Origin of the sequence: Flavobacterium mesophilum, from assembly GCF_039581405.1 — a bacterium.
Taxonomy (GTDB): domain Bacteria; phylum Bacteroidota; class Bacteroidia; order Flavobacteriales; family Flavobacteriaceae; genus Flavobacterium.
Map to the genome: position 1 here is coordinate 916,933 of NZ_JBCPXZ010000001.1, position 24,497 is coordinate 941,429.

Genomic DNA, 24,497 nt, shown 5'->3' on the forward strand with positions numbered 1-24,497 from the left:
ATATGAAAATTTATATAGACCATTTTCCTTCAAGTGACGATTTTGTAACACGCTTAGCTGAACAAATCAGGAAAATAGACAAAAACTTATCTGTGACAACTTTCTTAGACTTACGTACAAATGGTCACGTTGAAGAGGATGGAGAAGATGTAAGAATAATGAATGAATCAGATATTTGGATTCCCATTATAACATCGGAATTCATTTCTTTTTATCCTACTGAAATAGAACAAAAATATTATGAAATAATAGAGTCTGAAAATAAAATTATTTTTCCAATAATATACAATGAGGTTAATTGGTCGTCAAAAAAATGGATTGTTAAAAGCAGAATTTTCCCGTCTAATGGTAAAGTTTTTGAAGAATTAAATTCAAATGAGCAAGCTTCTGTAATAAACGAGTTAGTTCACACCATAGGCAATATATATTCAGAATCTACAAAAGAGAAATTAAACTCAATAAAATTACCAACGAGTAAAATAGAACTTGAAGACCAAGTTTTTATTTCACATTCACATGATGATGCTGATTTTGCAGAACTACTAAAACTTCATCTTGAGAAAAACAAAATTGCATGTTGGATGGATAATGAAAGATTAAAAATCGGACAAGATTGGAGAGAAGAAATAGATACAGGAATTTCAAAATCAAAAGCAATAATTGTTATTATGTCTCCAGAAGCTAGAAAATCCGAATACGTAACTTATGAATGGGCATACGCTTGGGGTAAAGGAATTAAAATCTTCCCAATAATGCTGAAGCAAACATCACTTCATCCTAGGCTTGAATCTCTCCAATATATGGATTTTACGAATAGAGTTACAAGACCATATGATGAACTTGTTAAAGGAATCAGAGACATAAAAAATTAGTGAAAGACATTGGATTTACTTGTCAAGATAAAAATCCTGCTACGCGAAGTATTCCTCCCAAAGCGCTACGCAAATGTCTCCGACTTTGCGTAATTTTTAATGCCTCTTATAAATCGCAAACATGTCAAAAGTCTCCTGACTCTTTGCGCCAATCTTAAGAAATATATCGCTGCATAATTCTATCCCGTTAAAAACTACACTATTTTTAAACTATATTTGAGTAAAAGTCGGAGACTTTGGGTAGTCTAGTTTTTAAATTATAAATTCGAAAATTGGCGCAAAGTCAGAGACATTTGCGTAGTGGCACTAATAACAACTGCTATGACTATACTATCCAAATAGAATGTAAAAATGAAACTAAAAACAATTTTAAGTCTTTGCTTTTTAACATTATTAATTTCTTGCAATGCAAATAAACCAATTGAGGGAAAATATCGTTCAAACTTTGCCGATTTAGGTTTCTTTATAACTGAAATCGAATTGAAAAGAGACAGTACTTTTCATTACGAATTTTCTGGAGATTTAATGCATACTGAACTTGATGGAAATTATAAAGTTGAAAATAAGGTTTTATATTTACGTTTCAACAAATTAAAGGGTGAAACTGAAAATGAAATTGTTGAAGTAAATGGAAAAGACACAATTATAAGTTTTGAAGATTTTGGAAAAACTCATTCTTATGATTTAAAAAAGGAAAAGGAAATAGAATATCATTTAAAATACAAAATATCAAACGAAAAATTGTTTGCTTACAATATACAGACGAACAAAATAGTACGAAAAGCAAAAAAATATTCAGACAATAGGAAATATATTTTATTTGGCTCTAAATATTACAATAAAAAAATATATCTGAAGAAAATTGAAAAATAAAATACAGCCACTAGCCCGGATTTGCAATCCATGCCCGCAATAGCAAGACACTTTGTAAATCACGCAGAAAACAAACCAATCTTTATGGCCACGGATTACAAATCCGCGCTATCGGATAATGATATTTTATAAAAATCATTTGAAGCTTTTTTAATTATTTTTAAGCCTTATTAAACCATATTCTAAGAAATCGCTAAAACATTATTTATGAATAAAATCTACTCATTACTTTTTCTACTATTTATTTTTTTGACAAGCTGTAAACAGAGCGAAGAAAGCAAAATAAAAGAAACCTGCACAACTTATATGGAGGGCAGGTTAGCTTTTGAAAATGGCGACACTTTAAAAATAAAACCGGTTATCGGAGATACTCTTTACAGACTGATGCTTCTAAACCGTCAATATTCAAGACTTCTTGAATCTGATCTTACATTTGGTCAAGAGTTACTAACTATAACGCCAAAAACTGTTGAAATTAAAGGAAATAAGGCAACCTGCATCATGAACAGTCCGATACCTTTCCAACTAAACTTAGTAAGAAATAATGACCAATGGACAATTGTTGGCGAAAATGAAATATTTCCCAATGCTTATTCCATTGCTGCAGTAGAGAAAAAAATAAAGGATTACAAAGTGTATTTAAAAGGAAAACCTGCTAGAGATCCTGTTTTTCAAATTACCAATATTTTCTTTAGTGATGTAAATAACTATTGTAAAAACAACGATTTAAATGCATTAAAAAACAATTGCGATGATGCGACAGCAGATTTTGTGAAACGTCTTTATGAGTATGCAAAAAAAAGATCTGGCGCCGATGTAATTAATGAAGAAATCAACAATCCGCATGCGGCGAGCGGAGATATTTCTTTTAAAGGAGATTTGGCTTATTATATGTTTTATCAGGAAAGTTCCTCGGTGCTTCTTAAGAAAATTGGAAACACTTATAAAGTGATTGGTTTTAACGGAATCAAATCTGCTTCGATAAGCAAGCAAATGATGGAAGATCAATATGTAGAATTGCTTAGAGCGGTAAGATTAATAAAATCGGAACAATATCGAAACAAAAATATTAAATAACGAAAACCCGTTAGCGCGGATTTGCACTATCAAATTTAATTTAGTCTCAAATCTATAGTAACGAAGCCTTAACAGTAATACTAAAAAATGAGCTCTAATGTACTCACTATCATAATTTTTATGATTTCATTTCTCATTTTTGGGAATTATGGATTTCATTTATATTATAAAAATAAACGTAAGCTCCTCTTTAAAAGAATTGGGAATCAAAATTTTGTAGAAATTAAAAACGTAAGAACTGAAATTTGCGCGAAAAGCAAATTTTCTTTTTCGTGGCAATTATTTATGTCTGATATTATCCTTTTCGAAAACACATTATTAATCTTGTTGCGAAATTATAATTTAAAAGGCTTAATTAATCAAAACCAATCCATTATCCAAATTTCTAAAAGTCGAAATACAGAAAAACTAGATGGTGTTGGGCGAATATACATACTTGAAAACAACGAATTTAATGGAGAAAAAATCAAAATTAATTCGACACAGTATCTGATGACAAAAGCTGAATTTGAAGTAGATTTAGATTTTAAAAACAAATTAGACGAACTAAAAGTTGTAACAGAATTTATGAATGACAAACTCAAATAGGTCTGCTCTCAACAGCTATCCTGCTCTTGCTGGCATGAGCGTCTCGCTCGTTTTCACACATCCACAAATTTCAATCAAACACTATATAATTTGAAAAAAATAATCATCTTTCTATTTATCATACTATTTTCATCTTGTAAAAAAAACAGTGAAGAGCAAAAAATCATGTATAGGCAACTCATAAACTATCGAGATGAATTAAAAATAAATTCACGAAATAATGATGAATACATTCTTACTCGCATAGAAAAGGAGAAAACCACTATGCCCAATCTTGAAGCTTCAAGGATCGTTTTACTCGAATACGAAAAATCATTTGAGAAATTGAAATATAAAGAACGAGATAAAATAATTATGCTCCGTGATTCATTCAATAACAAGCATAATTTATATCTGCATTTCGATACTTTCGATTATAGCAATGTATCTGATACACTTTTTAACCGATTAATGGAAATCGATTTCTATCGCATACAACTTAGGTATCAAGAAAGAAATTTGCTTAGACGCGGCTGTATTTAAAGATTCTTTACAAAATACTTCCCTTAAAAATAAAAATTCCCACGTCGGCGCAAGCGTCACGCTCGTACTAGCTTCTTTTAGCTAAAAAGTAAAGTTTTTTTAAATTATATTTGGGTAAAAGTCTGAGACTTTAAATAATCTTCGTTTTTAAATTACAAATTCAAAAATTGGCGCAAAGTCAGAGACATTTGCGCAGCGGCGGATTTCAAATCTGCGCTAACGAATAAAACAAAAATTTTATGATCGATATTCCTGAATTAAGCAAAAAGGCATTAAGTCGTTTAGTTCAAATGGACAATGTAATAAACGGCGGTTACTCGAACGAACAACTCATTTTTCCTTTAAAAATTCAAGATGGCGGAAAGAAAGAGATTGTTAGAATTTCTGAACAGGAACTTCGTTTTTTATTTATTGAAGAATTTAAAATAAAATACCCTAATCTATATTATTCAATTGAAACGCCAACAACATGGAAATTTTCTTTTGGCAAAACTGTAGAAACCTGTATTGTTGATGATAATGGTCAATCGGCTTCGCATGATATGTGTGTATTTGAAAAAAATGTCACAAACCATTACGTGCGTAAAATGAATATTGAATTTAAATATCGTAATTCTGGAATTGAAAAAAGCGGAAAAGATATTTTAAAACTAATCGCAGAAGAACAAGATGGTGCATTCATACATTTGTTAAAAAACACCAATAGCAAGACATTGTCAAGCGTTTTTACCAAGCTTCTTAAGAGCTTTTTAGGCTATCAAGCACTATGGACAAATGAAAACAAAACGATTCAAGTAGTGATTCTTTCCCTTGAGCAGAAAAAATTAATACATTGTGAACTACGAAAAAGCGACCTTCATAAACTAGCAATTTATTTCTCTTCTTCACAAGTTGGAGATATTAACAAGTTTGAAAATGGCAATTGGACAATTGTTGACTTAAATAAAAATTGAAGATTTGCGACGAAATTTATTTTTACAACAAATATTTAAAATTTGTTCAGAATCATTAGTAACATCAAATATATCAACACATTACAAAACAAATCTCTATATTTGATATTCACAAATACCGCTATTAATGAAAGAACAACTTATTAAATTCGGGCGTCTGTTGTACGGAATCGGGATTGTTGCTTTGGGAGCACACCAGCTTATCATCAAAGATTTTCGTTCGGAAATTTTATCTCCTTTTCCCGCTTGGGCTCATGAATATACTGTTTTTTCAATCCTTGCAGGAGTCAGTTTAATAGTTACCGGAATTATTATTTCGGGAATAATTAAAATTAAATCCGTTGATACCCGAAGGGTTTGTCTTTATTTAGGATTTGGATTTCTTGCTGGTTTCCTCTTTTCGCATCTTCTCTTTATTTTGATTTTTAGCCCAAAATCTCCCGATTTTCAAGTTTGGATAAATGCTATAGAAGAATTGACTTATAGCGGTGGTGCGTTTGTAATGGCTGGCTCATTTCCTGCAAATAATTTTAGCGCTGAAAAGAATTTCTTTGCAACAGCATCTGAAAAAATTATTCCGCTTGGGCGTATTTTTTATGCGCTTCTAATCCTCTTATTTGGAAGCAGTCATTTTATTTTTGCTGGTTTTATTGCTTCGTTGATCCCAAAATTTTTTCTGTTCCCAATGTTTTGGACTTACTTTACCGGTGTTGCCCTTATCTGTTCAGGCATTTCGATTATTTTCAAATTATGGATAAAACCAATCGCATTTCTTTTGGCAGTCATGCTTGTCGTGTTTTTCATTTTCTTCCATATTCCTGATGCCGTTGCAAATCCAGTCGCAGGTGGCGGAAATGAAATTGTACGTACCATTATTGCTCTGCTTTTCTGTGGTATTGCATTGGTCATTTCATTTACAAACGATTCCAAAAAACAGCTTTTGGCTTCTGAACCAATTTAAATTAACAGTAAAAATGGCTGAGACAAAAAAGAAAAACTGGCTCAAAATAATTGTCGAAAATTTGCTCGATTTTGTTTTACATTGGAAATAACTTTAGGTTTTTCCGTGTTCTACGATTTTTAAAATTTACGCGACAACACATTCCATATTGTTTTCCTCCATGATCTGCATATCCATTATTTTTTGAGCGATTGTACCTCTTTCAAATAATCGGATGAATTTGAAAACGGCACTAACAAAATATCCTGGGTTTGAAACCAATCGGGCTATTTCGGTTATTCTTTTATCTCTTAATTTCGTACAGTCTTCTCTTTCATTTTCTGGAACTGCGACAAATTCGGTAGCAAATTTCCATGCACCATTTCTTGCGGTTTCCATACTAAAATCGATAAAAAAATTGTCTACTTTACCTGTAAATTTTAATATCCACGTAAGTGTTGGCCAAATTTTGATCAAACACTTTTCGACACCAGCTACCAAATTGCTAAGAATAGCATTTATTTCGTCAAAATCATGTTTTAAATCTTCGATATCTTCAATGGTACTAACCTCAGCTGATGCTATTCCTAAATCGAGATTGATGTGCGCATTGATTCCGAGTAACAAATGTTGCAGTACTATTGGCCAAAACTTTTCGGCCTGTTCAAAAGCAAATCCCCAACATTCTGATGGTTTTTCTTTGGCTTGATATTGATAATACGCTTTAAGATATCTATTGGCAAAAATGACGTCTAATTTTTCCATTCGCTCGCCATTTTGAAAAGAGCCAGCAAGAATGCCTTCTTTTATTCTGACTGTAACTTCACGATACAGAATAGCAAACAAACCCAGATTGCTTTGCTCTAGTTTTGATCTTTCTATTATTTCATCCAATAACAGAATTACTTCATCAATAGTCCCTGCTTGTTTCATACTCATTTATAATTGGTTATCATTAAATTGAGAGGAACTAATATAATTATTTTAAGCTTTCACTTGATATCTTTTTGAAGTAATTCTCTTGTTATCTTGTTGCTTTTAAAAATTCCGAAACTGCAAAAAATCATGCAGCTTTTTTTATATTTACATCAAAGCGAATCAATCTTTAAACCTACAGATTTCAAATTACCTTATTTATATATGGATGAAATACCAAAAATTGAAAACAAAATTGAGGCGTTGTATTTATATATAAATGGCAATTCTGTAGATCAAGAGGGCGATTCTTGGCACTATTATCATAATCCTAAAATAGTTTCGCACCTCAATAGTTTTTCTAAAAACGAATGTGAAAAATTCGTTTCAGAAATTTGGAATTGGAAAGAAGAAATCGTTCTTGATTTAGCCGATCCATTTCTTAGCATTGTTAACCCAAATTTAAATGGATCTTACTTGTATTGCAAACTAATATTGCATGTTGATGATCTAGAAAGTCAAGAATATTTAACACAAAATATACAAGTAGTACATAATATTCCTAAAAGAAGCCAACCCCTAAATTTTTATCTTGATTTAGCAAAAAAAGTCTTGAATGTAAACGAAAAAAATAATGGAAGCTATAATTATGCTGCAGAGGAAATGAGATTAAAAATCATCGAAGAAAAAACGTAATCATAAGAATCTGGATTAATGAATTTAAAAAACAATACACATATGAAAAAAATGATTAGAATATTTTTGCTGGCAATACTGTACATCTCATCAACAAACTTTTCTTTTGGGCAAAAGCTTGACAGAGATCAATTAGCAAATAAAATAGTATTGGCTTTACAGCAATCTGATGTCAATGTTTTTATCAATTTAGTTCCGACGCTTTCTGAGTATGAAAACGGAATTAAAATACAACGAAGTTACAGCAAAATCACATTTAAAAGACCTATTAAAGAAGAAGCAAAATTAGTTCAAGCCGATGAGCTAAAAAACGTTAAAGGCAGATACGAAGACTTAAAAGGCGAATTGTGCAGAGGCAAAAAAAATCCGGATTGGAATACGGCCAAAATCAACCGAATAATTTATGAAACTGAAAAAAGTGACGGAAATGAGTATTCAGCAATTTTAGTCGAATTAACCGATTCCAAGAGCGACCGTAAATATTATCTAGAAATTGAAGCAACTTTGACAAAATCAGGTTGGAAATTATTTGATGATGTTATGATGGTTGAAGATCATATCGAAAAGCGAATTGAAACAAAAAATAAAAGGGAAAGTTAGAAATGAAAAAACGTATCCTAATACTGATTTTGGCAACGACAGGACTTTTTTCCTGCAAGCAAAATGATAAATCAACTCCAGATTCGGCAAAAGATTCTGAAAGCCAAAAATCATTGACTAATAAAAGCGTCTATTCTACTTATAAATACACTGATTCTGATGGCGCACATGTTACAATACAAAACAGTTTCCCAAAAGGCGGAATGAAATACACAGATCCAACTGGCAAGGAATATCGGTATGCTATATTTTGGACACAAATTAGCAATGAGACAAACCATCCGCTTGAAGTTAGGATTGATTTTCCTATTCATTCGTATGAAGTTCCGTCTATGCCTGGCTCGTATTTTAAGATCTTGATGCCGCCAAACCCAATGACATCTGAGAAAGTTTCTTTATTTAATTATGGTCTGACCGATTTAGAACCTTTTTTAGATGAAAATTTCGACAAATCGTCTTCTTTAAAAAGAATCATCAACCCGAAAAAATCGAGTAGTTTTTATGTCGTATTGCTTTCTGTAGTTAACGGCGCTCGTGGTACTTTACGAACAGGACTTAGCATAAAAGGCCAAAATCTATTTTACAAAATCAATGATAAAGAAATTCATTGCGGCAATATTAATTTGGAAAATTTGATATTGCAGCAATAAAAATTAGCTCGTGTTTGGATTTACAATTAGTACAACCATAATATTTTTTTTGAGCTTTTATGGTTATCCTTACTATTCTTAAATCTTAAAAAATTAGCTTTGAAAAACAAACCCTAAAAAGGCCACAACAAATGAGAATTGTAATACTGTTGACAATTGCACTATTAACTTTTAGCTGTTCTAAAAAAGACAAATCTAACATCTCAAGTATTAAAAGTTTGCAAAAACCGGCCCACACAAACGAGAAAAAAACAACCGTTTTGGATGAGAAAGTCCATTTTATCGGATTTGTGAATACTTTCTATTTTTCTAAAAAAAATGAAGTTTATATCGAACTATCCTTCAAAAGCGACAAGATTAACGATCAAGAATATTATGACATCGTAAAACTGGCAGATTCCTTGATTTATCAAGATGATGAAACCAGCAGACATCGATTTCCAGCAGGTCTGGCGTCAAAATATTTTGATTTAAGAGGTTTGTCAAAACTTGCCATCTATGACGAGAATAATAAATTTATTTGCAATGGCGATTTTGTTCGCACAGAATATCTAAATGAACCGATTGCGTCTCATTTTATTGCTGTTTACAAAACCGATAAAAGAATAAAATCAAACCAAAATTATGCCATCAGCAATTTTGATAAAACTACTGAAACTCCAAATTATACAATAATCCGAGATACTGTATTAACACAAAAACTACTTACTAAACTGGGCGTAACTAAATCCTATTTTGGCCTTGAAAAGAGTGGGACGCATCTTCATTTTGCAAACAACGACACTGTGATATCAGTAATCAATTCTGAGTCTGATTCGTATGTCGTTTCATTTAAGGGTGAAGAATTAAAAATTCTGTACAAAAGCGCCGAACCCGAAAATATTACTGATTTAAAAATTATTCCGCTAATGAAAAATAAACTTCCTTACCTTTTAACAAGATGCGCGAAACCAGAAACAGATGTAGAATGGGAAGATTTATTATCCTTCGACGGTACAAAATATAGCAGCACAAGCCGACAAAAAATAGAATAATAAGCCAGCTCGTCATTCTATACAAATCCTTAAAAACAAAAGCTACAATAAATCAGCTTTTTTTATATTTACAGAAAACAAACCAATCTTTATGGGCACGTATTGCAAATCCGCGCTATCAAAAAAACATATTATGGATTACATTAATAAAATCAATTTTCCTGTTTTAGATATTTCTATAAATGAGTGGAACTTAGAGAATGTAAGTGAAATAATCTTTGATGATATTTATTTTTACAGTAACTCTTATGATTTGTTTGAAAGATTCAGGTTAAATCATAAAATCGTAGATGCCAAAGGAACTATTTTTAAAATCGTCAGACTTCAAAAAAAGGAGAGGAATTGGATGAGTTTTTTTGTGCGACCGAAACACGAAATGATTTTTGAATTAACTGAAGAAAAAATTGATTTGAAGGATTTGAAGGATTTCATGTTACAAAGGATAAACAATCTAGAATCAAATGAATATAAATTTAAGTGGATGGAAAATATAAAAAAGGCAAACAATTTTGATGAATTAATAAGAGGAGTATAATAACAGTTTTCTCCGCTTGCACGATCGTCTCGCTCGTTTTCCCCTGCTCCTGCCAGTGGAGGTAATAATTTTTAATTTAGAAATATAGAACAATTACATAACTGTTCAAACCATTCTGTATTATCGTTTCTTTCTCATAAAAAATTCTTTTTTCTCCCTCCTATTTTGTTACGACCAACCTAAAGGGCAATGCTCTCTTCAATGATTTGCGGTGATTTTGGCAAGTATTTTTTTATCGATTTTATTTCGCAAACTTTTCTTATTTTTGAATACATAAAAATCAGATTTACAATAAAATACATTATTTACAATCTGTTTTTTTTAGCAGTTCATAATTTCCAAAACCTCAAAAAAGCAAAATATGATTAGAAAATCCTTTTTATCTGTTTTAGTTGTTTTAGCATTGGTTTTAAATTCCTGCAAACAGGAACCAAAAGAAACACCTGCCCCATTAATTGACGTAAAAACTTTTTTCAAAAATGGAGAAAAAAGCTCTTTCAGAATTTCTCCCGACGGTAATTACTTCAGTTACCGCGCTGATTACAAAGGAAAAATCAACATTTTTGTTCAAAAAGTAAACGAGACCAAAGCGGTTCGCGTAACAAACGATACTTTGCGCAGCATTTTCAATTATTTCTGGAAAGGCGACCGAATTGTATATGCGCAGGACGTGGGCGGAGATGAAAATTTTCAACTTTTCTCCGTAAAGGCAGATGGAACTGATTTAAAGGCTTTAACGCCTTTTCCTGGCATCAGAAGTGATATAACAGATGCTTTGATCGACATTCCGGGAAAAGAAAAAGAATTGATTGTGCAAATCAACAAAAGGGTAAAAGAATATTTTGACCCTTATATTTTGAATGTTGAAACAGGAACTTTGACATTGCTTTATAACAATAAAGAAAACTTTGATGGCTGGGTAACTGATAATAATGGCGTTATTCGTCTTGCCTCAAAAACCGATGGCGTTAACATTACGTGGAATTACAGAAATTCAGACAAAGAACCTTTTACACCTTTGATTACGACAACTTTTAAAGATATTTTTTCACCTGCCTCTTTTGACAAAGACAATAAAAATATTTATGCGCTGAGCAATCTCGGAAAAGACAAAGTAGTTTTGGTGGAATATGATCCTGTTGCTAAAAAGGATGTAAAAGAGCTTTTTGCTGACAGCAAATATGATTTAGACGGCATTAACTATGACCGAAAAAAACAAGCTTTGACTTCTGTTGATTGGGAAGCTGAAAAAAAGGAAGAACATTTTTTTGATAAAGATTGGGAAGCCATTCACGAAAATCTGAAAAAGCAAATTGAAGGCTACGAAACTGAAATTGTAAGCTACGACGATGCGCGAACCAAAGCAATTGTTTGGGCAGGAAATGACAGAACGCCAGGGAAATTCTATTTATATGATTTCAAAACCAAAGATTTAAAAGAAGTCGCAAATCCGTATCCGTGGATTGAAGAAAAACAAATGAGCCACATCAAGCCGATAACATACAAATCAAGAGACGGTTTGGAAATTCACGGTTATTTGACACTTCCGTTGGGCGTTGAACCTAAAAATCTGCCGGTTATTATTAATCCGCATGGTGGGCCTTGGGCGAGAGACGGCTGGTATTACAATCCGGAAGTTCAGTTTTTGGCCAATCGTGGTTATGCAGTTTTGCAAATGAATTACAGAGGAAGCACGGGTTACGGAAAGAAATTTTGGGAATCAAGCTTCAAACAGTGGGGAAAAACCATGCAAGACGACATTACTGACGGTGTTGAATGGCTGAAAAAAGAAGGCATTGCCGATGAAAACCGTATTGCAATTTACGGCGGAAGCTATGGTGGTTATGCAACGCTTGCCGGAATCACTTTTACTCCAGATTTATACGCAGCAGCGGTAGATTATGTGGGTGTGAGTAATTTGTTTACGTTCATGAATACGATTCCGCCTTATTGGAAACCGTATTTGGATCAGTTTCACGAAATGGTCGGCGATCCTAAAAAAGACAGTTTGTTGCTTGCCTCTGCATCGCCAGCCTTGCATGCTGATAAAATCAAAACGCCATTGTTCATCGCACAAGGTGCAAACGATCCGAGAGTAAACAAAGCAGAAAGCGACCAAATGGTTGAGGCTTTGAAAAAACGAGGCGTGGTGGTTGAATATATGGTCAAAAACGATGAAGGTCATGGTTTTAGAAACCAAGACAATCGCATTGATTTTTATGGTGCCATGGAAAAATTCCTTGACAAACATTTGAAACAGAAGAAATAAATAATATCAAACTTTGACTTACTGAAAAGCTGCAGGAAAATATTTTCTGTGGCTTTTTTTATTTAGTAAAGAGAAAAAATCAATCTTTGTATAGGATTTTCAAACCAAAATTTCATATAAATGAATTATAAAGAAATCAAACCTGATGGGTTCTTGGCCAATTTTGTGCAGTGTTTTTGGTATTATGAAACAACTGATGCCGAAACGCATCATACAATTTTGCCAGACGGTTATTTTGATTTAATTGGCGAATTTGAAAACGATGTTTTAACAACCTTGGAACTGACTGGAATTTGGACCCAACCAAAAGATATTGTCATTCCAAAAAACGTAAAATTCTTCGCGATTCGGTTTAAACTTTTGGCGGTTGAATATCTTTTTAAAAAAGAACTCAAATCTATTTTGGATACTTCTATAAATCTACCTTTTGATTTTTGGAATTTTGATCGTTATAAATCGGATGAATTTGAGCGATTTGCTTCTGAAATTTCGGCCAAATTAGAAGCTTCCTTAAAACACTTAAATCAGATTGACAACCGAAAATTAAAGCTTTTTGAAATCGTTTATCAACAAAAAGTTAAAACGGTTTCAGAACTTTCAAATCACATTTTCTGGAACAGCAGGCAAATCAATAGATATTTTAGTTCGCAATTTGGAATTCCGTTAAAAGAGTTTCTGAAAATTGTTCGTTGCAATGCTTCTTATGATGAAATTTCGAATGGCAATATTAGTCCCCAAACCGATTTTTTTGATCAGGCGCATTTTATCAAAGAAATAAAAAAATACACTGGAGTTACTCCAAAAGAATTGAGCAAAAATAAAAACGACCGATTTTTACAATTATCAAAGCGGGAAGAAAAATAGTTTTGCTGTATAATTTTAAACTTTTATTGAAATGAAAATAAGCAAACTTTCTCCAAACTTTGAAGTAACTGATATCAGGAAAACAGTTGAATTCTATACCGAAAATTTCGGATTCAAACTCATTATGGCAGTTCCTGAAACCCAAGACGGAGTTGAACAGACTCTTGCCGACAACAAAGAATATGTATATGCCATGATGCAAAAAGACAATATAGAATTTATGTTTCAGCGTTCAGACACATTCAAAAATGATGTTGTCTTTGCTAAAGATTTAACATTGGGTGCAACAGTTTCTTTTTATATGGATATCGAAGGCATAACTGATTTTTATTCGGTTCTTAAAAGTAAAAATCTTGAAATAACACCGCTAAAAACCACTTGGTACGGAATGCAGGAATTCTATTTAAAAGATTTGAATGGCTATATTTTAGGCTTTGCCGAGAAAAAGGAATAACATTAAAATAAAATGATCATTAAAAAGCTGCAGAAAATATTTTCTGTGGCTTTTTTTTGAAATAAAAGGTGGACGAAATATCTTATATTTGTTTCAACCAATCTTTCTTTAATCTACTTCTCCACTAACTTTAAACAATCTAAGCTACCATGGAAAATTTCGATTGGACTTCTTTCACCAAAAAAATAGCCATTAGAGCTGAACTTTCAGACATTTACAATGCTTGGACAAAAGCAAATGAATTAGAAAAATGGTTTCTCGAGAAAGTATCTTTTTTTGATGGAAAGCAGGAACTTTTAAACAAAGATGAAAATGCTAAAGATGGAAATACTTATGAATGGCTTTGGTATTTATATGATGATTCTATGAAGGGAAAAATCGTATCTGCCAACGGAAAAGATCAATTGCAATTTACTTTTGAAGGAAACTGTCTTGTAGACATTAATCTAACTGAAAAAGAGGATTACACAATTGTAGAACTTCGCCATCATAATATCCCAACTGATGATTCTTCGAAACAATATATCAGATTGGGTTGCTCGAATGGTTGGCATTTTTATCTTACAAATCTAAAATCAGTTTACGAAGGCGGATTGGATTTAAGAAATAAGGATAGTAATCTGAATCCGATGATTAATAATTAACGACAATGATATCCCAACTAAACATTGAAGAATTTCGAAAAAGGCTAAAACTAAATACTAAATTAGGCAATCCAAAAATTAGTGGCAGTCCTTTGCACGCATTTAACTTGGTTGGCGAAAAAGACAAATTATTTTATGGGAATATAAATCAAAATGATTTTAAAATCACTAAAAATGCAATACTGCATCCCATTCCTTTTGTTTTGGAAGGAAAAATTAAATCAAAAAACGAAACCCTAACTGAAATAACTTATGTAATAACTCCAATCAAATTTGGATATTATTGGATTCGTTATTTTCCTTTTATTGCATTTGCATTATTCAATACCATTTTCATTATTGAAAAATCGCCTCTTCTGGTCTATTTATTATTCAACTTTTTTATCGTAATAATAGGTTCTTTTGCCAATTTTAGAATCTTTTATAAGAAGAAAAAATTTGAAAGGGCTTTTAAAACAATATTTGAAATACAAGATAATGAGTCAATAATAAATTAAGCTTTGAAACTCTGCAACTTTGCCTCTTTGCCCCTTCAAAGAAAATTCCCTAATTTCGCCTATTAATCAAGAAAGGAGAAAATGAAGGTCTGTATTGCCGAGAAACCAAGTGTAGCACGTGAAATCGCATCCGTTTTGGGTGCCAATACCAAGCACGATGGCTATTACGAAGGCAATGGTTATGCAGTTACTTATACTTTCGGGCACTTATGTACTTTAAAAGAGCCTAACGATTATAAACCGCACTGGAAAAGCTGGGATTTGAATAATTTGCCGATGCTTCCTGAAAAATTCGAAACCAAAGTCGTTCAGAATTCGGGAATTCAAAAACAGTTTAAAATCATTAAAAGTCTTTTCGACAAAGCCGACGTGGTCATCAACTGCGGGGATGCTGGACAAGAAGGAGAATTAATTCAGCGTTGGGTGATGAATGAAGCGCATTACAAAGGCGAAATTCAGCGTTTGTGGATTTCATCTTTGACTACAGAAGCCATCAAAGAAGGTTTTGAAAACTTAAAACCCTCTTCAAATTACGATAATTTATTCTACGCGGGATTTTCAAGAGCTATTGGAGATTGGCTTTTAGGAATGAATGCTACACGTTTGTATACTGTAAAACATGGCGGCTACAAACAAGTTTTGTCTATTGGCCGTGTGCAAACGCCTACATTAGCGATGGTGGTAGATCGTTTTAGAGAAATCGAAAACTTTAAACCGCAGCCGTATTGGGAATTACAAACTTTATACAGAGAAACGCTTTTTAGTTATGAAGAAGGTCGTTTTTTAAACAAAGAAGATGGAGAAATTCTGGCAGAAAAAGTAAAAGAAAGTGAGTTCGAAATTGTTTCTGTGGATAAAAAGAACGGAAACGAATATGCGCCAAAGCTTTTCGATTTAACAGGTTTACAGGTTTATTGCAACCAAAAATTTGGATTTTCTGCAGAAGAAACGCTGAAAATCGCACAGACTTTATACGAGCAAAAAGTTATCACGTATCCCAGAGTTGACACGACTTTTTTACCAGGAGATATTTATCCGAAAGTGCCGGGAATTCTACAAAAATTAACCAATTACTCCGAATTGACGCAACCTATTTTGGAGAAAAAAATAAAGAAATCGCCAAAGGTTTTCAACGATAAAAAAGTAACCGATCACCACGCGATTATTCCAACCGGAATTCAAAATAATCTGCCTTACAACCAACAACAGGTTTACGATATTATTACTAGACGTTTTATTGCTGTTTTTTATGACGATTGTTTGGTTGCCAACACCACAGTAATTGGAAAAGCGGCGGAAGTAACGTTCAAAGCAACGGGAAAAGAAATCTTGAAAAAAGGTTTCAGAGTTGTTTTTGAAGATCCAAATGCGAAGGAAAAAGAACCAGATTTACTGCCTAGTTTTGTCATGGGCGAAAAAGGGCCACATGAACCTTCGTTTCTTCAAAAAGAAACCAAACCGCCGAATCAGTTTACTGAGGCGACTTTATTGCGTGCCATGGAAACCGCTGGAAAACAAGTTGACGACGAAGATTTACGTGAATTGATGAAAGAAAACGGCATCGGGCGTCCGTCAACCCGTGCGAATATTATTGAAACGCTTTTCAAACGTCAATATATTGTTCGAAATAAAAAACAGGTTTTACCGACTTTAACAGGAATTCAGTTGATTGATACGATTCAGAACGAATTGGTAAAATCGGCTGAACTTACAGGAACTTGGGAAAAACAATTAAAAGATATCGAAAAAGGAACTTTCACTGCCGCAGCCTTTATCCGAAACATGAAACGCATGGTGGAAGCTTTGGTTTATGAAGTTCGAAGCGAAACCAAACATGCTAATATTTCGCACGCCGCAACGATTCAGAAACCTGTCGCAAAAGCTGAAAAAGAGAAAAAGACAACTTCTGGAATTTCTGCAGAAACGTGTCCGAAATGCCAAAAAGGAAATTTAATAAAAGGAAAATCGGCTTTTGGATGCAGCGAATACAAATCGGGTTGCGATTTTGTGTTGCCTTTTGTTTTTCATGATAAAAAAATCACCGAAAGCCAATATTTACGATTGGTTCAAAAAGGTTCTACAGTAAATATAAAAGGTTTTAAAACCGACTCTGGAACTGTCGAAGGTTTGATTCGTTTTGAGGAAAATTACAAGCTGAAATTAGAACCTAAGAAAACAGAGAAAAAAGCTGAAGCAAAAGAAAATTCAGATGCTTTGACTTGTCCGAAATGCAAAAAAGGAACCATACTAAAAGGTAAAACCGCTTACGGCTGCGCCGAATATAAATCAGGTTGCGATTTCAAAGTAACTTTTGACGAAGTTCGCGCAAAACTAAAAGATCAAAAACCCACTAAAGAATTGGTTTACTCGATTTTATCAGAAAACGTGTAATTTTTTCGCCACGAATTCCACTAATTTCCACTAATTTATTTCACGCAGATTTTGCTGATCTAAGCTGATACGCACAGATTTTATAATCAAAATTAAATCTGCTTAAATCAGCAAAATCTGCGTGAAACAAAAATCTTCAAACTTTTCGCATAAAAATACTCAAATTATAATTCGCATAATTTAGTGGAGTTCGTGGCAAACATTTTTTTTCATACATTAGTACCTCAATACCAAATCAAAACGAAAAAATATGTTTCAGAAAATTACCCTTGTAGCCCTAATTATAGCTTTTGTTTCTTGCCAGAAAAAAGAAACCGTTGAAAAAGACAAAATCAAAAAAGCCGATTGGTTGATTGGAAACTGGGAAAATAAATCTGATGAAGGTGTTTTATCTGAAAACTGGATAAAACTTAATGACAGTACTTTTAGCGCTTCATCTTATTTCATTAAAGGAAAAGACACTTTACATTTTGAAACTATTATTTTGGCTCAATTAGGCGAAACTTTGACCTATAAAGCAACGGTAAGAGGTCAAAATGAAGACAAACCGGTTTTCTTCCCTTCTACTGCTGAAACCGATCAAAAATTAGTTTTCGAAAACCCAAAGCATGATTATCCTCAAAAAATCACGTATACAAAAGGGACAAACAACACGTTGACTGCTGAGATTTCGGGAAATTTAAATGGAAAACCAAGTTCTGAAAAGTTTGTGATGACCAAGAAATAACATTTTAAAAATAAGCTAAGATATGAGAATAAAAATCCTACTATTTGTCAGCTTTTTTGCAACAGTAACTACGCTGCAAGCACAAAGCATTATTGCTAAAATAAATTTTCAAAACAAAAATTTAATATTTGGGAGCTTAAATAAAAATTTATATTCCCTGAATATCGATACAAAAAATACAAATTGGATTTTTAATTCTGAAAATGAAATATACAGTCAGGCAGAAATCAAAGACAATAAGATTTTTATTGGTGATGCCAATGCAATGGTTTATTGCGTTGGAGCTGATGGAAAACAAATCTGGAAAATAAACTTGGGAACATATAGCCCTATCGCCAATAAACCAACACTTATAGATAATAATCTTTATGTAACCTCAGCATCTAGTTTATTTATTCTTGATCCTCGAGATGGTTCAACAGTAGGGAAATTTTATGCTGATGCGCCAATCAGTTCTCCTGTTTCAGTTAAGGACAATTCGATTTTCATAGGCGATTCAAAAGGGAAAATATATAAATTGAGTTTGCAAGGATCAGCAATTGAATCGTATCAATGTGCTTCGGCAAGTATTCTTGGAAAAATAATTGTGGACCAAAACAATCTTTTCTTTGGCAGCAATGACATGAATTTTTATAAATTCAACTTAGACGAAAAGAAAATTGTTGCTAAGGCTATAACAAACGAATGGGTTTCTTCAACCGCGGCAATAGATGGCAATTTCATTTTCTTTGGCAATGATGGTGGCTTTTTTTATTGTCTAGACAAAACAACCATGGCAACGAAATGGAAGTTTAAAGCTAATGCTAGTATTCGCACTGAGTCGCTTGTTAATGGAAACAAAATCTTCTTCGGAAGTGATGATAAAAACCTTTATGTGTTAGATAAAACCGGAAAACTAATCAAAAAATTTCCAGCAAAAGAAAAAATAAAATCAAGTCCAATATTGGTTGAAAATGCTATTTATTTTGCTGACGAATCTGGTGAAGTTTATAAAATCAGTACTGATTTAACTACAATTAAATCGGTTTTTAAAGCAACGGTCGAAAATCCAGATACTTCGTCAAAAGCGGTTGAAACTGCTAAGAAATAATGCTTCAAATTATGCAATCTTAAAAAATCGAATAACTCAATCAATTGAAATAATTTGAAGTATAAATACAATTACATTAGGGCTACTATGATTTTTTGCATCATAGGTTTTGTAATTCCCGGATTTACTGCCATTTTTTTAGTTTGTATACAGCAATTTCTAGAAAAACTAGGACTGGAATGCACTATAGCATGGAAATCATTTTGGATAATTTCTTGGATCGGGATGATTTTACTTCCTGTTTTATTTCTTAAAAACCTTAGGAGTAAAGAAACTGAGACTTCAGAAAAATTGAAAACCAATCTGATCTTCTTTAATTTATTCGAATACTTTTTTATTCAGACTGCGCTTAGTGTATTTTTTACAAAAGCTACTACTCTGTGCTATGGTTCAGGTGGACAAAACGGACTTGAACTTGCCTTTACTGGATGGCTTTCTTTACCTATTTTAATGATTTTCAGTTATATTTTTGAATATCATACTGATACTACAATAACTCCTGAGAAATGAAGAAGATAAGATTGAAGTTGTAAAAAATTTTAAAATAAATTCTTAACCCTAGCAACTAGAAGGTTCTCATGAAAAAGATACTTTTATTGATTATAATAGCGGCATTAACACTAAGTTGCAACGAAAAAACTCAATATTTTTTTGATGATATTTTGGACAATTTTTCATTTAATAATACATTGTCAAATAGTACTCAAATTATTATAAAACAGTACGGTTCAACAGTAACAAATAAAACCGTGCATGTACAATCATATAATTCAATAAAAAAATACAAAACAAATTCAAAGCAACAATTTGAAAGTTTTAAAGCTATTTTTATAGATTCAGAAAAGACAAGCTATTGTTGCTGTCCGAAAAGCTCATATTCAATTCATTTTCTGGATCAACAAAAAGAACTTGATTTCTTTTATGTTGATACTCTAGAATTTAAAACCAAAATAAGAATTTGCGAAAGTGGTTATCAATATTCTTACATCGTTGAAAAACAAAAATGGAAAGATTTTTTAAATGAAATAAACTAAATGAAAAAAACAGAAACACAAATTAAAATTCTTGGAATATATCAAATAGCTGGTGGGGTTTTAGGATTACTTTTTACCTTCATATTTTTTAGCAAATTGTTTTTTGGCAATAAATCAGTTCTAACAATCATACTATCTTCGATCTTATTATTTTCATTCTCCGTTTATTGCGGTTTTTTATTGCTTACCAAAAAATATGACAAAGGCTTAAATCTGTCCATTATAAACCAAATCATTCAAGTAATCAGTTTTTCTGTGTTAGGCTACACATTTGAATTTTGCTCCGGCATCTTTTTAAAATTTGGTCTAGATTTGACAAGCGACACCTTGCTAACGTATAATTTCGGCTTGACAACTTGGAATCTAAAATTAAATTCAGATCCTTCATTAACCAAAATTAGCATAAATATTTTAGCACTTATGCTAATTAACTTGATATTCAATATTAAAGAAAAAATAATACAACAGAACAAATTGGCTAAAAGCACTGTATAAAAAACTCAGTATCTCAGAACCGTAGCTCCTCAAAAAAACTACTCATTCTCCCCGATCTTATTCACCATAAAAATCATCAAAATACCTAAAAGCGCCATAATCAAAAACGCCCATTTCATACTCAAATATTCAGAAATAAAACCTACCATTGGCGGTACCAACAGGAAACCTAAATAACCAATTGTAGAAATCGAAGTTAATGCTGAACCACTGCTTAATTTTGAAGATCTTCCTGCAATGCTAAAAACCAAAGGAACAACACAAGAAACTCCAAATCCAATCAACATATAGCCGAAAATAGTTGGATAAACATACGGCAGTATAAAACAAATTCCGAAACCAACTGTGATCAATATGCCACTATACAGCAGAATTTTTTTCGTACCAAATTTCATTACGCCATAATCTCCAAAAATACGTCCGAGCGTTACTGCAGTTGCAAAAAACACAAACGCGGCACTGGTTAATTTTGGTGAAGCTTTTAAAATATTTTCAAAATAAATACCACTCCAATCGTACATCGTATTTTCGCAAGCCATTGAAACAAAACAAATCAAAGCAAATTTGATTAAGTTTTTTTCAGGCATCGAAAAGAATTTCTTTTTTACCGGAACAGGTTCATTGTGAATGCTCATTGGGTAAAAACAAGCCGTAAGCGCCATCATAAAAACACTAACTCCAAGTAAGTGATGCGCAGGTGTCACATGTTGCGTTACCATAACATAACCTAAGCCCGCTCCCGAAAAAACAGCAATACTCCATACAGCGTGAAAACGAGTTATGATCGATTTAGGATATAATTTCTGCACTTCCAAAGATTGCGCATTAATCGACAAGTTGAAAATATTTCGAGAAGCTCCAAATATTAGAAGAACAATAACCAACTGCCAAACAAAAGCAACCAAACCTGGCAAAGCAAGCACAATATTGAACATGATTGCGCCTAAAAGCATAATATAACGACTACTGTATTTATTCAATAATTTTCCTGTAAAAGGCATAGTAAGCATCAATCCTATTGGAAAAGCAAATAAAACTGCTCCAAATTGAGCTTCAGACAAATGCAATTGGGCTTGTATGTGCGGAATCCTAGAAACCCATGATGAATAGCCAATTCCAGATAGGAAAAAAAATACGGTGTTTGCTATTCGGTATCCTTTGGGTGTGTTTTCGTATTTTTTTAAGAAGGGTAAAATCATGAAGTCAATTTTCTGACTGCAAAATTAAGCCTTTTAAATTTTATCCAACTACAACTTTGAATAAGAATTCCCTTTAATTACACACAAAGCCAACATTTAACAATTTCGTCAACAAATGATAAAAATAAAAATTGTTAAACTTATTTTAATTTCTACATTTGCACTGTTTTTATTTATTCTAAATAAAATTTAATATCAACCAATTAAAATAATCGATGAATAACCTTAGTCTGAAAACTTCTCGTTTTCTATTTTCAATCAGTTTTTTATTTTCATTTTTAAGCGTATTTGCACAGCAAAACAGCGGAAAAATCAAAGGAACAATCACAACATCTGACGGCGACGCGGCTGCAGGTGTAAATATCATTTTAAAAAATTCAAAATATGGAACCACAACTAATGACGATGGTACTTTTGAATTTAACCGAGTAAAAACAGGAACTTATACGCTGCAAATTTCTTTAACTGGCTATGAAACTTCTGAGAAAGAAGTTGTTGTTATAGAAAATGAAACCAATACCTTAAACCTGCAACTAAAAGTTTCTAATAAGGAATTACAAGAAGTTGTAATTAGTGGCAAAAAGAGCATCGTTTCTAAAAAAACAGATTATGTTGCCAGAATGCCTCTTAAAAATCTAGAAAATCCGCAAGTTTACAGTGTTATCCATAAAGAACTTTTGCAAGAACAAGTTGCTGTAGATATTAGAAGCGCTGTTCAAAATTCGCCTGGAGTTGTTTCAATAAGCTATCCATCAGGAGGTGTTGGCGTAATTTTTAGAGGATTTTCTACTGGAATAAATGCACGAAACGGAATGGAAACAGCTTCTGGGCGTTCTTCTGTTGATCTTGGAAATGTTGAGCGTATCGAAATTATGAAAGGACCATCTGGAACTTTGTTTGGTTCATCTGTTTCTTCATTTGGAGGAGTTGTGAATTTAGTTACCAAAAAACCTTTTGAGACAACTGCTACTGAAATATCATATACGACCGGAAGCTATAATTTAAACCGACTTACGGCAGATGTAAATACACCATTAAACAAAGACAAAACCGTTTTGTTCAGAATCAATATGGCTGTGAACAGAGAAAAAAGCTTCCTAAATTATGGTTTTAATAATGCACTGCTTTTCGCGCCAAGCTTAACTTATAAAGCATCTGAAAAACTTACTTTCAATTTTGATGCTGAGCTATATAACGTAAACAACACACGTCGCACCTATAATACATACGCCACGACTTCAGGAATCACAAATCCGAATGATTTGAAAATTGATTATAGAAAATCAATGTTTCATGATGACAATGATGCAAAAACAACTGCAACTAAATTTTTTGCGCAAGCAGAATATGAAATTTCAGAAAACTGGAAATCCACAACCGTTTTCTCTTTCGTAGGTGAAGATGTAGAACGCAGTTATCAGAGTTATGCAGTTTGGAGTTCTCCAACGCAAGTAGCGAGAAGAGTTGGACTTTGGGGACCAATTTACAACAACTACACCAACATACAAGAAAACTTAAACGGAACTTTCAATACTGGAAGCATTAAACATAAATTCTTGGCTGGTTTAAATTACAGACTTTATAGCGGTTCTTTTTCTGGCGGAACTACTTTTACACTTGACAATATTGATGTCACTACCAACTTCGCTCCTATTAGAAGAAAAGCAGTTGATGCGGGACTTGTTTTGACTACATCTCCAGTTGCTGATCAAAAAACATTTAGTGCATATGCGTGTGATGTTATCAACTTTACAGATCGTCTTTCTGCTATGCTAAGTTTGCGTTTGGATAATTTTGATCGCGAAAAAGTGGGAACTGTTGAAGGATATCATCAAACGGCTTTGGCTCCAAAACTTGGATTGGTTTATGAACTTGTAAAAGATCAAGTTTCGTTATTTGGAAACTACATGAACGGTTTCCAAAATATGCAACCTGTTACACAACCAGATGCAACTCAACTCGTTTTAGATCCAATTTATGCAGTGCAATATGAAGGAGGAATTAAAGCTGAAGCTTTTCATAAAAAATTAAGCGGATCTGTAAGTTATTACAATATTACAATTGATAATGCAACACGATTAAATGCCTCTGGATTTACAGTTCAAGACGGAAAACAAGTAAGTAAAGGTTTTGATTTTGAATTAATTGCCAACCCAATCAACGGATTTAACATTGTTGCTGGCTACGGCTATAATGACAACAGAATCGTAAGAGCTTCTGACGCAACAATAGAAGGAAATAAAGCGACTGGCTCACCAGAAAATGTTTTCAATTTTTGGACTTCTTATACTTTTCAAAACAAATTAAAAGGTTTAGGATTAGGTTTTGGCGCCAACTATGTTGACAAAAACTATTTTACTGCAGATAATACTTTCTACATGCCGTCATACACGACTTATAATGCATCTGTTTATTATGATCAATCTTCTTGGAGAATTGGTTTGAAATTCAACAATATCAGCAATGAAAAATATTGGGATTTCTGGGGAACATCACAAGCGCCTACAAACATTTTGGCAAGCTTAACTCTTAAATTCTAAAATTTAATTCATAAAAAGCACCTCTTTATTATAGAGGT

The 24,497-nt window shown here is 32.7% G+C and carries 25 protein-coding genes; 23 read left to right on the forward strand and 2 right to left on the reverse strand.

Going from position 1 to position 24,497, the window contains the following annotated elements:
- The first annotated feature begins 2 nt into the window (after positions 1-2).
- The 7 genes from AAYQ19_RS03905 (at position 3) to AAYQ19_RS03935 (ending at position 5,846) form a co-directional block, all read left to right on the forward strand.
- Positions 3-872, forward strand: a complete 870-nt coding sequence (locus AAYQ19_RS03905) for a toll/interleukin-1 receptor domain-containing protein (protein WP_343534047.1) — start codon at positions 3-5, stop codon at positions 870-872.
- Positions 873-1,223: 351 nt separating this feature from the next.
- Positions 1,224-1,745 (forward strand): hypothetical protein, encoded by a 522-nt coding sequence (locus AAYQ19_RS03910; protein ID WP_343534049.1) that lies wholly within the window; start codon positions 1,224-1,226, stop codon positions 1,743-1,745.
- Between the two features lie 207 nt (positions 1,746-1,952).
- On the forward strand, positions 1,953-2,822 hold the full coding sequence (locus AAYQ19_RS03915; RefSeq protein WP_343534051.1) for a hypothetical protein: 870 nt from the start codon (positions 1,953-1,955) through the stop codon (positions 2,820-2,822).
- A 285-nt stretch (positions 2,823-3,107) separates the two neighbouring features.
- Positions 3,108-3,410 carry a hypothetical protein gene (locus AAYQ19_RS03920; protein ID WP_343534053.1) on the forward strand — a complete coding sequence of 101 codons (303 nt, stop codon included), beginning with the start codon at positions 3,108-3,110 and terminating at the stop codon, positions 3,408-3,410.
- Positions 3,411-3,575: 165 nt separating this feature from the next.
- A complete protein-coding gene (locus AAYQ19_RS03925; protein ID WP_343534055.1) occupies positions 3,576-3,932 on the forward strand; it encodes a hypothetical protein in 357 nt (118 codons plus the stop codon).
- Between the two features lie 239 nt (positions 3,933-4,171).
- Complete coding sequence (locus AAYQ19_RS03930) at positions 4,172-4,885, forward strand: hypothetical protein (protein WP_343534057.1); 714 nt, start codon at positions 4,172-4,174, stop codon at positions 4,883-4,885.
- 127 nt (positions 4,886-5,012) lie between these two features.
- On the forward strand, positions 5,013-5,846 hold the full coding sequence (locus AAYQ19_RS03935) for a DoxX family protein (protein WP_343534059.1): 834 nt from the start codon (positions 5,013-5,015) through the stop codon (positions 5,844-5,846).
- Between the two features lie 126 nt (positions 5,847-5,972).
- Here the strand turns inward: AAYQ19_RS03935 and AAYQ19_RS03940 are convergent, their stop codons facing one another.
- Entirely contained in the window at positions 5,973-6,758 is a 786-nt protein-coding gene (locus AAYQ19_RS03940) for a DUF5995 family protein (protein ID WP_343534061.1), read from the reverse strand.
- A gap of 132 nt (positions 6,759-6,890) precedes the next feature.
- Between AAYQ19_RS03940 and AAYQ19_RS03945 the strand changes: the two genes are divergently transcribed.
- The 15 genes from AAYQ19_RS03945 to AAYQ19_RS04015 all read left to right on the forward strand — a co-directional run bounded on the left by AAYQ19_RS03945 (position 6,891) and on the right by AAYQ19_RS04015 (position 20,225).
- Positions 6,891-7,436, forward strand: a complete 546-nt coding sequence (locus AAYQ19_RS03945) for a hypothetical protein (RefSeq protein WP_343534063.1) — start codon at positions 6,891-6,893, stop codon at positions 7,434-7,436.
- A 42-nt stretch (positions 7,437-7,478) separates the two neighbouring features.
- The gene (locus AAYQ19_RS03950) at positions 7,479-8,036 is read left to right on the forward strand and encodes a hypothetical protein (protein ID WP_343534065.1); all 558 of its coding nucleotides are present in this window, start codon (positions 7,479-7,481) and stop codon (positions 8,034-8,036) included.
- Positions 8,037-8,038: 2 nt separating this feature from the next.
- On the forward strand, positions 8,039-8,686 hold the full coding sequence (locus AAYQ19_RS03955) for a hypothetical protein (protein ID WP_343534067.1): 648 nt from the start codon (positions 8,039-8,041) through the stop codon (positions 8,684-8,686).
- Between the two features lie 131 nt (positions 8,687-8,817).
- Positions 8,818-9,720, forward strand: coding sequence for a hypothetical protein (locus AAYQ19_RS03960; protein ID WP_343534069.1), 903 nt, complete (start codon positions 8,818-8,820; stop codon positions 9,718-9,720).
- A 133-nt stretch (positions 9,721-9,853) separates the two neighbouring features.
- The gene (locus tag AAYQ19_RS03965; protein ID WP_343534071.1) at positions 9,854-10,255 is read left to right on the forward strand and encodes a hypothetical protein; all 402 of its coding nucleotides are present in this window, start codon (positions 9,854-9,856) and stop codon (positions 10,253-10,255) included.
- A 361-nt stretch (positions 10,256-10,616) separates the two neighbouring features.
- On the forward strand, positions 10,617-12,524 hold the full coding sequence (locus AAYQ19_RS03970; RefSeq protein WP_343534073.1) for a S9 family peptidase: 1,908 nt from the start codon (positions 10,617-10,619) through the stop codon (positions 12,522-12,524).
- Positions 12,525-12,644: 120 nt separating this feature from the next.
- The gene (locus tag AAYQ19_RS03975; protein ID WP_343534075.1) at positions 12,645-13,388 is read left to right on the forward strand and encodes a DUF6597 domain-containing transcriptional factor; all 744 of its coding nucleotides are present in this window, start codon (positions 12,645-12,647) and stop codon (positions 13,386-13,388) included.
- Between the two features lie 31 nt (positions 13,389-13,419).
- Positions 13,420-13,842: a VOC family protein gene (locus AAYQ19_RS03980; RefSeq protein ID WP_343534077.1), complete on the forward strand. Its 423-nt coding sequence runs from the start codon at positions 13,420-13,422 to the stop codon at positions 13,840-13,842.
- A gap of 149 nt (positions 13,843-13,991) precedes the next feature.
- Positions 13,992-14,486, forward strand: a complete 495-nt coding sequence (locus tag AAYQ19_RS03985) for an SRPBCC family protein (RefSeq protein ID WP_343534079.1) — start codon at positions 13,992-13,994, stop codon at positions 14,484-14,486.
- Between the two features lie 107 nt (positions 14,487-14,593).
- Positions 14,594-14,983 (forward strand): hypothetical protein, encoded by a 390-nt coding sequence (locus AAYQ19_RS03990; RefSeq protein WP_343534081.1) that lies wholly within the window; start codon positions 14,594-14,596, stop codon positions 14,981-14,983.
- Between the two features lie 81 nt (positions 14,984-15,064).
- Positions 15,065-17,374: a type IA DNA topoisomerase gene (locus AAYQ19_RS03995; protein WP_343534083.1), complete on the forward strand. Its 2,310-nt coding sequence runs from the start codon at positions 15,065-15,067 to the stop codon at positions 17,372-17,374.
- 250 nt (positions 17,375-17,624) lie between these two features.
- Positions 17,625-18,101 carry a DUF6265 family protein gene (locus tag AAYQ19_RS04000; protein WP_343534085.1) on the forward strand — a complete coding sequence of 159 codons (477 nt, stop codon included), beginning with the start codon at positions 17,625-17,627 and terminating at the stop codon, positions 18,099-18,101.
- Positions 18,102-18,123: 22 nt separating this feature from the next.
- Positions 18,124-19,191 (forward strand): outer membrane protein assembly factor BamB family protein, encoded by a 1,068-nt coding sequence (locus tag AAYQ19_RS04005; RefSeq protein ID WP_343534087.1) that lies wholly within the window; start codon positions 18,124-18,126, stop codon positions 19,189-19,191.
- Between the two features lie 87 nt (positions 19,192-19,278).
- Positions 19,279-19,701, forward strand: a complete 423-nt coding sequence (locus AAYQ19_RS04010; RefSeq protein ID WP_343534089.1) for a hypothetical protein — start codon at positions 19,279-19,281, stop codon at positions 19,699-19,701.
- Between the two features lie 68 nt (positions 19,702-19,769).
- Complete coding sequence (locus AAYQ19_RS04015) at positions 19,770-20,225, forward strand: hypothetical protein (RefSeq protein WP_343534091.1); 456 nt, start codon at positions 19,770-19,772, stop codon at positions 20,223-20,225.
- Positions 20,226-20,758: 533 nt separating this feature from the next.
- Here AAYQ19_RS04015 and AAYQ19_RS04020 read toward each other — a convergent pair.
- Positions 20,759-21,919, reverse strand: a complete 1,161-nt coding sequence (locus AAYQ19_RS04020; RefSeq protein WP_343534094.1) for an MFS transporter — start codon at positions 21,917-21,919, stop codon at positions 20,759-20,761.
- A 215-nt stretch (positions 21,920-22,134) separates the two neighbouring features.
- Here AAYQ19_RS04020 and AAYQ19_RS04025 point away from each other — a divergent pair, with 215 nt between their 5' ends.
- Positions 22,135-24,459: a TonB-dependent siderophore receptor gene (locus tag AAYQ19_RS04025; protein WP_343534095.1), complete on the forward strand. Its 2,325-nt coding sequence runs from the start codon at positions 22,135-22,137 to the stop codon at positions 24,457-24,459.
- Positions 24,460-24,497 lie beyond the last annotated feature (38 nt).

Excerpts from the sequence above, each read along its gene's own strand:
- AAYQ19_RS03905 (WP_343534047.1), top strand. The coding sequence starts at position 3 with ATGAAAATTTATATAGACCATTTTCCTTCAAGTGACGATTTTGTAACA.
- AAYQ19_RS03910 (WP_343534049.1), top strand. The coding sequence starts at position 1,224 with ATGAAACTAAAAACAATTTTAAGTCTTTGCTTTTTAACATTATTAATT.
- AAYQ19_RS03915 (WP_343534051.1), top strand. The coding sequence starts at position 1,953 with ATGAATAAAATCTACTCATTACTTTTTCTACTATTTATTTTTTTGACA.
- AAYQ19_RS03920 (WP_343534053.1), top strand. The coding sequence starts at position 3,108 with ATGTCTGATATTATCCTTTTCGAAAACACATTATTAATCTTGTTGCGA.
- AAYQ19_RS03925 (WP_343534055.1), top strand. The coding sequence starts at position 3,576 with ATGTATAGGCAACTCATAAACTATCGAGATGAATTAAAAATAAATTCA.
- AAYQ19_RS03930 (WP_343534057.1), top strand. The coding sequence starts at position 4,172 with ATGATCGATATTCCTGAATTAAGCAAAAAGGCATTAAGTCGTTTAGTT.
- AAYQ19_RS03935 (WP_343534059.1), top strand. The coding sequence starts at position 5,013 with ATGAAAGAACAACTTATTAAATTCGGGCGTCTGTTGTACGGAATCGGG.
- AAYQ19_RS03940 (WP_343534061.1), bottom strand. The coding sequence starts at position 6,758 with ATGAAACAAGCAGGGACTATTGATGAAGTAATTCTGTTATTGGATGAA.
- AAYQ19_RS03945 (WP_343534063.1), top strand. The coding sequence starts at position 6,891 with ATGCAGCTTTTTTTATATTTACATCAAAGCGAATCAATCTTTAAACCT.
- AAYQ19_RS03950 (WP_343534065.1), top strand. The coding sequence starts at position 7,479 with ATGAAAAAAATGATTAGAATATTTTTGCTGGCAATACTGTACATCTCA.
- AAYQ19_RS03955 (WP_343534067.1), top strand. The coding sequence starts at position 8,039 with ATGAAAAAACGTATCCTAATACTGATTTTGGCAACGACAGGACTTTTT.
- AAYQ19_RS03960 (WP_343534069.1), top strand. The coding sequence starts at position 8,818 with ATGAGAATTGTAATACTGTTGACAATTGCACTATTAACTTTTAGCTGT.
- AAYQ19_RS03965 (WP_343534071.1), top strand. The coding sequence starts at position 9,854 with ATGGATTACATTAATAAAATCAATTTTCCTGTTTTAGATATTTCTATA.
- AAYQ19_RS03970 (WP_343534073.1), top strand. The coding sequence starts at position 10,617 with ATGATTAGAAAATCCTTTTTATCTGTTTTAGTTGTTTTAGCATTGGTT.
- AAYQ19_RS03975 (WP_343534075.1), top strand. The coding sequence starts at position 12,645 with ATGAATTATAAAGAAATCAAACCTGATGGGTTCTTGGCCAATTTTGTG.
- AAYQ19_RS03980 (WP_343534077.1), top strand. The coding sequence starts at position 13,420 with ATGAAAATAAGCAAACTTTCTCCAAACTTTGAAGTAACTGATATCAGG.
- AAYQ19_RS03985 (WP_343534079.1), top strand. The coding sequence starts at position 13,992 with ATGGAAAATTTCGATTGGACTTCTTTCACCAAAAAAATAGCCATTAGA.
- AAYQ19_RS03995 (WP_343534083.1), top strand. The coding sequence starts at position 15,065 with ATGAAGGTCTGTATTGCCGAGAAACCAAGTGTAGCACGTGAAATCGCA.
- AAYQ19_RS04000 (WP_343534085.1), top strand. The coding sequence starts at position 17,625 with ATGTTTCAGAAAATTACCCTTGTAGCCCTAATTATAGCTTTTGTTTCT.
- AAYQ19_RS04005 (WP_343534087.1), top strand. The coding sequence starts at position 18,124 with ATGAGAATAAAAATCCTACTATTTGTCAGCTTTTTTGCAACAGTAACT.
- AAYQ19_RS04010 (WP_343534089.1), top strand. The coding sequence starts at position 19,279 with ATGATTTTTTGCATCATAGGTTTTGTAATTCCCGGATTTACTGCCATT.
- AAYQ19_RS04015 (WP_343534091.1), top strand. The coding sequence starts at position 19,770 with ATGAAAAAGATACTTTTATTGATTATAATAGCGGCATTAACACTAAGT.
- AAYQ19_RS04020 (WP_343534094.1), bottom strand. The coding sequence starts at position 21,919 with ATGATTTTACCCTTCTTAAAAAAATACGAAAACACACCCAAAGGATAC.
- AAYQ19_RS04025 (WP_343534095.1), top strand. The coding sequence starts at position 22,135 with ATGAATAACCTTAGTCTGAAAACTTCTCGTTTTCTATTTTCAATCAGT.